The organism is Vibrio sp. 10N.222.46.A1, assembly GCF_041473595.1.
GTDB classification, from domain to species: Bacteria; Pseudomonadota; Gammaproteobacteria; order Enterobacterales; family Vibrionaceae; genus Vibrio; species Vibrio tasmaniensis_A.
This window is the reverse complement of record NZ_JBFRSN010001865.1, coordinates 1-341: the sequence shown is the minus strand read 5'-3', so window position 1 is coordinate 341 and position 341 is coordinate 1. Positions and strand designations below refer to the sequence as shown.

The window sequence follows — 341 nt, the reverse complement described above, 5'->3', positions numbered from 1 at the left end:
ATCAACACGATGCTATTTACATTCGGCATTCGCGGTTTGAAGTGTAATTGGTTTTGGAATTAAGTCGTTCGCACGTGTTATTGCGGCGTTAGGCAAAAAAGGAATAATAACGTTATGAACATCAAATTTACCTATGGGCTAACTTTTTTTATCATCATTTCGGGCATATTGCTGTCATTTTTTAAAGCTTTTGATGACTATTTATGGTTAGCAAGAAGTGGTGCGCTAGTTGTTGTTGTCGGTATTTTATATGCCATGGCTGAATTTTATAATCGTGAATACCAGCTTAGGCTACTTCAATTTCATACATCTAACTTGAAGGAAATAACACTGCTTGAGCT

General features: G+C 36.1%; 1 protein-coding gene. It reads left to right on the top strand.

The annotated features are described in order from the left end of the window. Positions 1-114: 114 nt before the first annotated feature. The coding region (locus tag AB4496_RS29665; protein ID WP_372133725.1) for a hypothetical protein at positions 115-341 on the top strand (227 nt) is incomplete at its 3' end.